This window comes from Exiguobacterium sp. UBA7533, assembly GCF_002479335.1.
GTDB lineage: Bacteria > Bacillota > Bacilli > Exiguobacteriales > Exiguobacteriaceae > Exiguobacterium_A.
The window spans coordinates 14,051-18,439 of sequence record NZ_DLMP01000007.1 but is presented as its reverse complement, the minus strand read 5'-3'; the positions used below and the strand labels follow the sequence as shown (position 1 = coordinate 18,439).

The following is a 4,389-nucleotide window of genomic DNA, read 5'->3' as shown; positions in this document are numbered from 1 at the left end:
TATATGTTCCCAGATGTTAAAGTAACAGCGGAAGATATAGAATCAAGCTGGGCTGGTGTACGTCCGTTGATCTATGAACAAGGAAAAGACCCTTCTGAAATCTCTCGTAAAGATGAAGTATGGCAATCTGAGTCAGGTCTCATCACGATTGCTGGTGGGAAATTGACTGGATACCGTAAAATGGGTGAGCACGTCGTTGATCTCGTTGCAAAACTCTTGAAAAAAGAAGAAAATGTTGCGTATGCACGTTGCTCGACGAAAAACATGCCAATGTCGGGTGGACATGTCGGCGGAGCAAAAGGATTTGCTGAATTCCTAAAAGCTCAAACAGCAACGAATGGTCTAACAACAGAGGAAGTTCAATTCTTAGCAAAACGCTACGGTTCGAACTTACCGAAAGTGCTTGAATATGCAGCAGCATATGATGCTGCTACGACAGATCTTCCACGTTCTGTCTACGCACAACTTCACTATGGTATCGAACATGAAATGGTCGCTCGTCCGATCGACTTCTTCATCCGTCGTACAGGTGCTGTCTTCTTCGACATCGCTTGGGCTCGTGCTCACAAAGACGCGGTCATCGAAGAAATGAAAACTGTCTTGAACTGGACAGCAGAACAAACAGCTGCTTACACGAAAGAACTCGATATTGAGATCGAAGATGCAGCACACGCGCTTGTAACAGAATAAGCGATGAACGCACTAAAGAACCAAGATCAAAACGATCTTGGTTCTTTTTTCGCACATATTCGAATCGACCTGGGCGGAAAGATTGCAACTCTGTCTAGAGGCGACTATGCTTAATGTATGAAACTGCACAAAAGGAGAGAACACAGATGAAAGTAGAAGTATGGTCGGATTATGCATGTCCGTTTTGTTATATTGGGAAGCGTCGTTTAGAACAAGCAATTGCGAACGAAAAGTTGGATGTTGAGGTCGAATTCAAAAGCTTTGAACTTGACCCAGATGCACCAGCAGTGCCGACGCAAGGGTTATACGAAATTCTTGCTTCGAAATATGGGACGACTCTCGAACAAGCACGGAATATGTCGCAAGGTGTCGTTGATACGGCACGTCAGGAAGGCTTGCACTACGAGATGGATCGTGTCATCCCAGCCAATACATTCGAGGCTCATCGCCTGACTCAATTTGCAAAAAAACATGGTAAGATGAATGCAGTATCGGAAGCTTTGTTCACAGCTTATTTCATGAATGGAGAAGATTTGAATGACCCAGCCATTCTGAAGCGGATCGCAGTAGAAGCAGGACTTGCTGAAGCAGATGTCACAGCGTTTCTCGCATCAAAAGAACTGGCGACAGATGTTCGAGAAGAAGAGGCGATGGCACAACAACTTGGTGTTCGTGGTGTACCGTTCTTCGTCTTCGACCGAAAATATGCTATTTCCGGCGCACAACCAGTAGAAGCATTCGAACAAGTCTTCACGAAGATCCGCCAAGAACAAACACTTGAAATCATCGCTGAAGGTGATGCGTGTGGTGTCGACGGCTGTAACTGATCACATTATGATTCCATCACAAAGGAGCACGAAACCCTTATGAAATTCATCTTCCATCCTGAGATTCGCGATGCGCGAATCAATCTCGCTGTCGAAGAATTCATCTTGAACAACCTGAACGTCAATGAAGAAGACTATTTCTTGTTTTATATCAACGGTCCATCCATCATCGTCGGAAAAAACCAGAACACGAATGAAGAAGTTAATTTGAAGTATGTCGAGGAAAACGGCATCCACGTCGTCCGTCGTCTTTCCGGCGGTGGCGCTGTTTATCATGATGAAGGAAACTTGAACTTCAGTTTCTTGACGAAAGATGACGGTGATTCGTTCAACAACTATAAAAAGTTCACGGAGCCTGTCGTGCAAGCGCTGCATAAACTCGGTGTCGAAGCGGAATTATCTGGACGAAACGATATTCATGTCGGAAGCCGGAAAATCAGCGGGAATGCCCAGTTCACGACAAAAGGACGGATGTTTAGTCATGGTACGCTGATGCTCGATTCGAACATCGAAGAAGTCGTCAATGCGCTTGTCGTCAGTGAAGAGAAGATGCGTTCCAAAGGCATTAAATCGGTTCGGAGTCGTGTCGCAAACATCTCGGAATTCCTGACAGAACCGTTGACGATGGAACAATTCGTCGATCATCTCCTTGCCTCGATCTATGAAGGGAAAGAGATTGAACGGTATATCTTAACTGAAGAAGACTGGGATAAAGTACGTGCCATCTCGGCAGAACGTTATGGCAACTGGGAATGGAATTTCGGAAAATCACCGAAATTCGATGTCATTCAAAAAAAACGTTTCCCGATCGGAACGATTGACTTCCGATTGAATGTCAAAAAAGGCATCATTGAAGAAGCGAAGATTTACGGTGACTTCTTTGGCGTCGAGGACGCGGAAGAAATCGCACGGGCGCTTGAAGGTACACGTTATGATCGCGCGTCTCTTCGCGAAGTGCTCGGTCGGTACGAATTGAAAAAATATTTCGGCGCCGTCGAACTTGATGAGGTGCTAGACGTTTTAGCGTAAGTCTTTATGGGAAAACTCCTTCTATCAACAGCATAGGGGGAGTTTTTTTCATGGGCTATAATAAAGATAACTTTTTAGAAGGTTCGTTGACGGACTTTATCGATTTTGAACAGCTTTCAAAACAATTACCGAAGACGGAGGATGAACAACCGTTACCTTATTATGAGCGTGATGATTATAAGGCAGCAGGTAAGCTTGAAGGAAAGGTCGCAATCGTCACAGGCGGCAATTCTGGAATTGGTCGTGCTGTCTCGATTGCTTATGTCCGTGAAGGGGCAAAGGTCGTCATTGCTTTCTATGGCGATCAAGAGGGAGCAGAAGAAACGAAGGCGCGTCTTGAAGAATTAGGAGGCGAAGTCCTACTTTCTAAAGGAGATATTGGGGACGCAGACTACTGTGAAACACTTGTTCAAAAAACGATCGACCATTTCGGTCGCTTAGATATCGTCGTCAACAATGCAAGTATGCAAAAACCAGAAGATAGTCTGAAGGATATCACGGATGAGTCGATGGAGAAGACGTTCAAGACAAATATCTTCGGAATGATGCGTCTTGCCCGTGCCGCACTACCGCACCTTTCACTTGGTTCTGCCATCATCAATACAACATCTTCGACAGCATACGAGGGGAACGCATTATTGATCGACTACTCCGCTACTAAAGGAGCAATCGTTAGCTTCACGCGGAGTCTTTCAATGAATCTGGCAAAAGAGGGAATTCGTGTCAACGCCGTCGCGCCCGGTCCGATTTGGACACCACTCATCACGGAGACGTTCCCGGATGAATCAGTCAAGACGTTCGGTAAGAATACACCTATGGATCGCCCAGGGCAACCGGCCGAGATGGCATCTGCTTATGTCTTCCTCGCCTGTAACGATTCAAGTTATATGACAGGACAGGTCCTTCACTTAAATGGTGGTGTCATCGTTAACGGTTAAAAAGAAACTCGGTGAAAACGTTTCCAAAAAGTGTTACACTATCCATACGGTCGCTTTTGACTACGTATGGATTTTTTTACGTAAAAAATGAATAGTCATTCATTCGAAAGGGGAATTTTGCTCATGCTTGGATTGATTCAATCCGTTGAGGAGACAGCTCGAACACATCCGGACACAACGGCGTATGTGTTTGAGGACACGCAAGTCAGCTATCGTGAGTTCGTCGAGAAGTTTCACCGGGCAGCCGGCGCGCTTGAAGCAAATGGAATTCGAAAGGGCGATCATGTTGCGCTTATCTTAGGGAACAGTCCATCCTTCCTAGTCGCGTACTATGCCATCATGAAACAAGGAGCTATTGCAATTCCAATCAATCCTACATACACGCCGGATGAAATCGGGTATATCCTGATGAACGGTGATGTGAAAGGGATTTTAGGCATTGCTCCGCTTGTCGAAGCCGCAAAAGATCGTCTTGTTCATTTACCGAACCTCAAGATTGTCGTCTCTGTTCCCTATGCGGATCAGGAAGGACCAAACGAAACACATCAACAAGTTACGTTCATCACGCTCGATCGCTGGCTCGAAATCGAACATCCATTGACAGACGTGACGAATGAACTGGATGACATCGCCGTCATTCTCTATACAAGTGGGACGACAGGAAAACCAAAAGGTGCGATGTTATCGCATCGTAATCTGACGTCAAATGCGCGCTCAATCGGAGATTATCTACACGTATCAAGTAAAGACCGGACACTTGCCGTATTACCAATGTTCCATGTCTTTTGTTTGACAGTCGTCATCAATGCTTCGCTCGCACATGGAGCCTCAATCATCATTGCTTCACGGTTTTCACCACAAGAGACGTTTGAGTTAGCGAAAAAAGAACAGGTGACGATTTTTGC

5 protein-coding genes are annotated in these 4,389 nt (G+C 45.5%); all 5 read left to right on the top strand.

Annotated features, from left to right (window positions below; genetic code table 11):
* Positions 1–690: glycerol-3-phosphate dehydrogenase C-terminal domain-containing protein (locus tag B2U10_RS11160; protein WP_290787756.1), on the top strand; the 690-nt coding region annotated here is incomplete at its 5' end.
* Between the two features lie 146 nt (positions 691–836).
* A complete protein-coding gene (locus B2U10_RS11155; protein ID WP_290787754.1) occupies positions 837–1,517 on the top strand; it encodes a DsbA family oxidoreductase in 681 nt (226 codons plus the stop codon).
* A 39-nt stretch (positions 1,518–1,556) separates the two neighbouring features.
* The gene (locus tag B2U10_RS11150; protein ID WP_214856732.1) at positions 1,557–2,546 is read left to right on the top strand and encodes a lipoate--protein ligase; all 990 of its coding nucleotides are present in this window, start codon (positions 1,557–1,559) and stop codon (positions 2,544–2,546) included.
* A 50-nt stretch (positions 2,547–2,596) separates the two neighbouring features.
* Positions 2,597–3,484: an SDR family oxidoreductase gene (locus B2U10_RS11145; protein WP_290787751.1), complete on the top strand. Its 888-nt coding sequence runs from the start codon at positions 2,597–2,599 to the stop codon at positions 3,482–3,484.
* Between the two features lie 123 nt (positions 3,485–3,607).
* On the top strand, positions 3,608–4,389 hold a 782-nt coding region (locus B2U10_RS11140), incomplete at its 3' end, for an AMP-binding protein (protein ID WP_290787748.1).

Bases quoted from the DNA above. Each gene is read 5' to 3' on its own strand.
- B2U10_RS11155 (WP_290787754.1), top strand. From the start codon at position 837: ATGAAAGTAGAAGTATGGTCGGATTATGCATGTCCGTTTTGTTATATT.
- B2U10_RS11150 (WP_214856732.1), top strand. From the start codon at position 1,557: ATGAAATTCATCTTCCATCCTGAGATTCGCGATGCGCGAATCAATCTC.
- B2U10_RS11145 (WP_290787751.1), top strand. From the start codon at position 2,597: ATGGGCTATAATAAAGATAACTTTTTAGAAGGTTCGTTGACGGACTTT.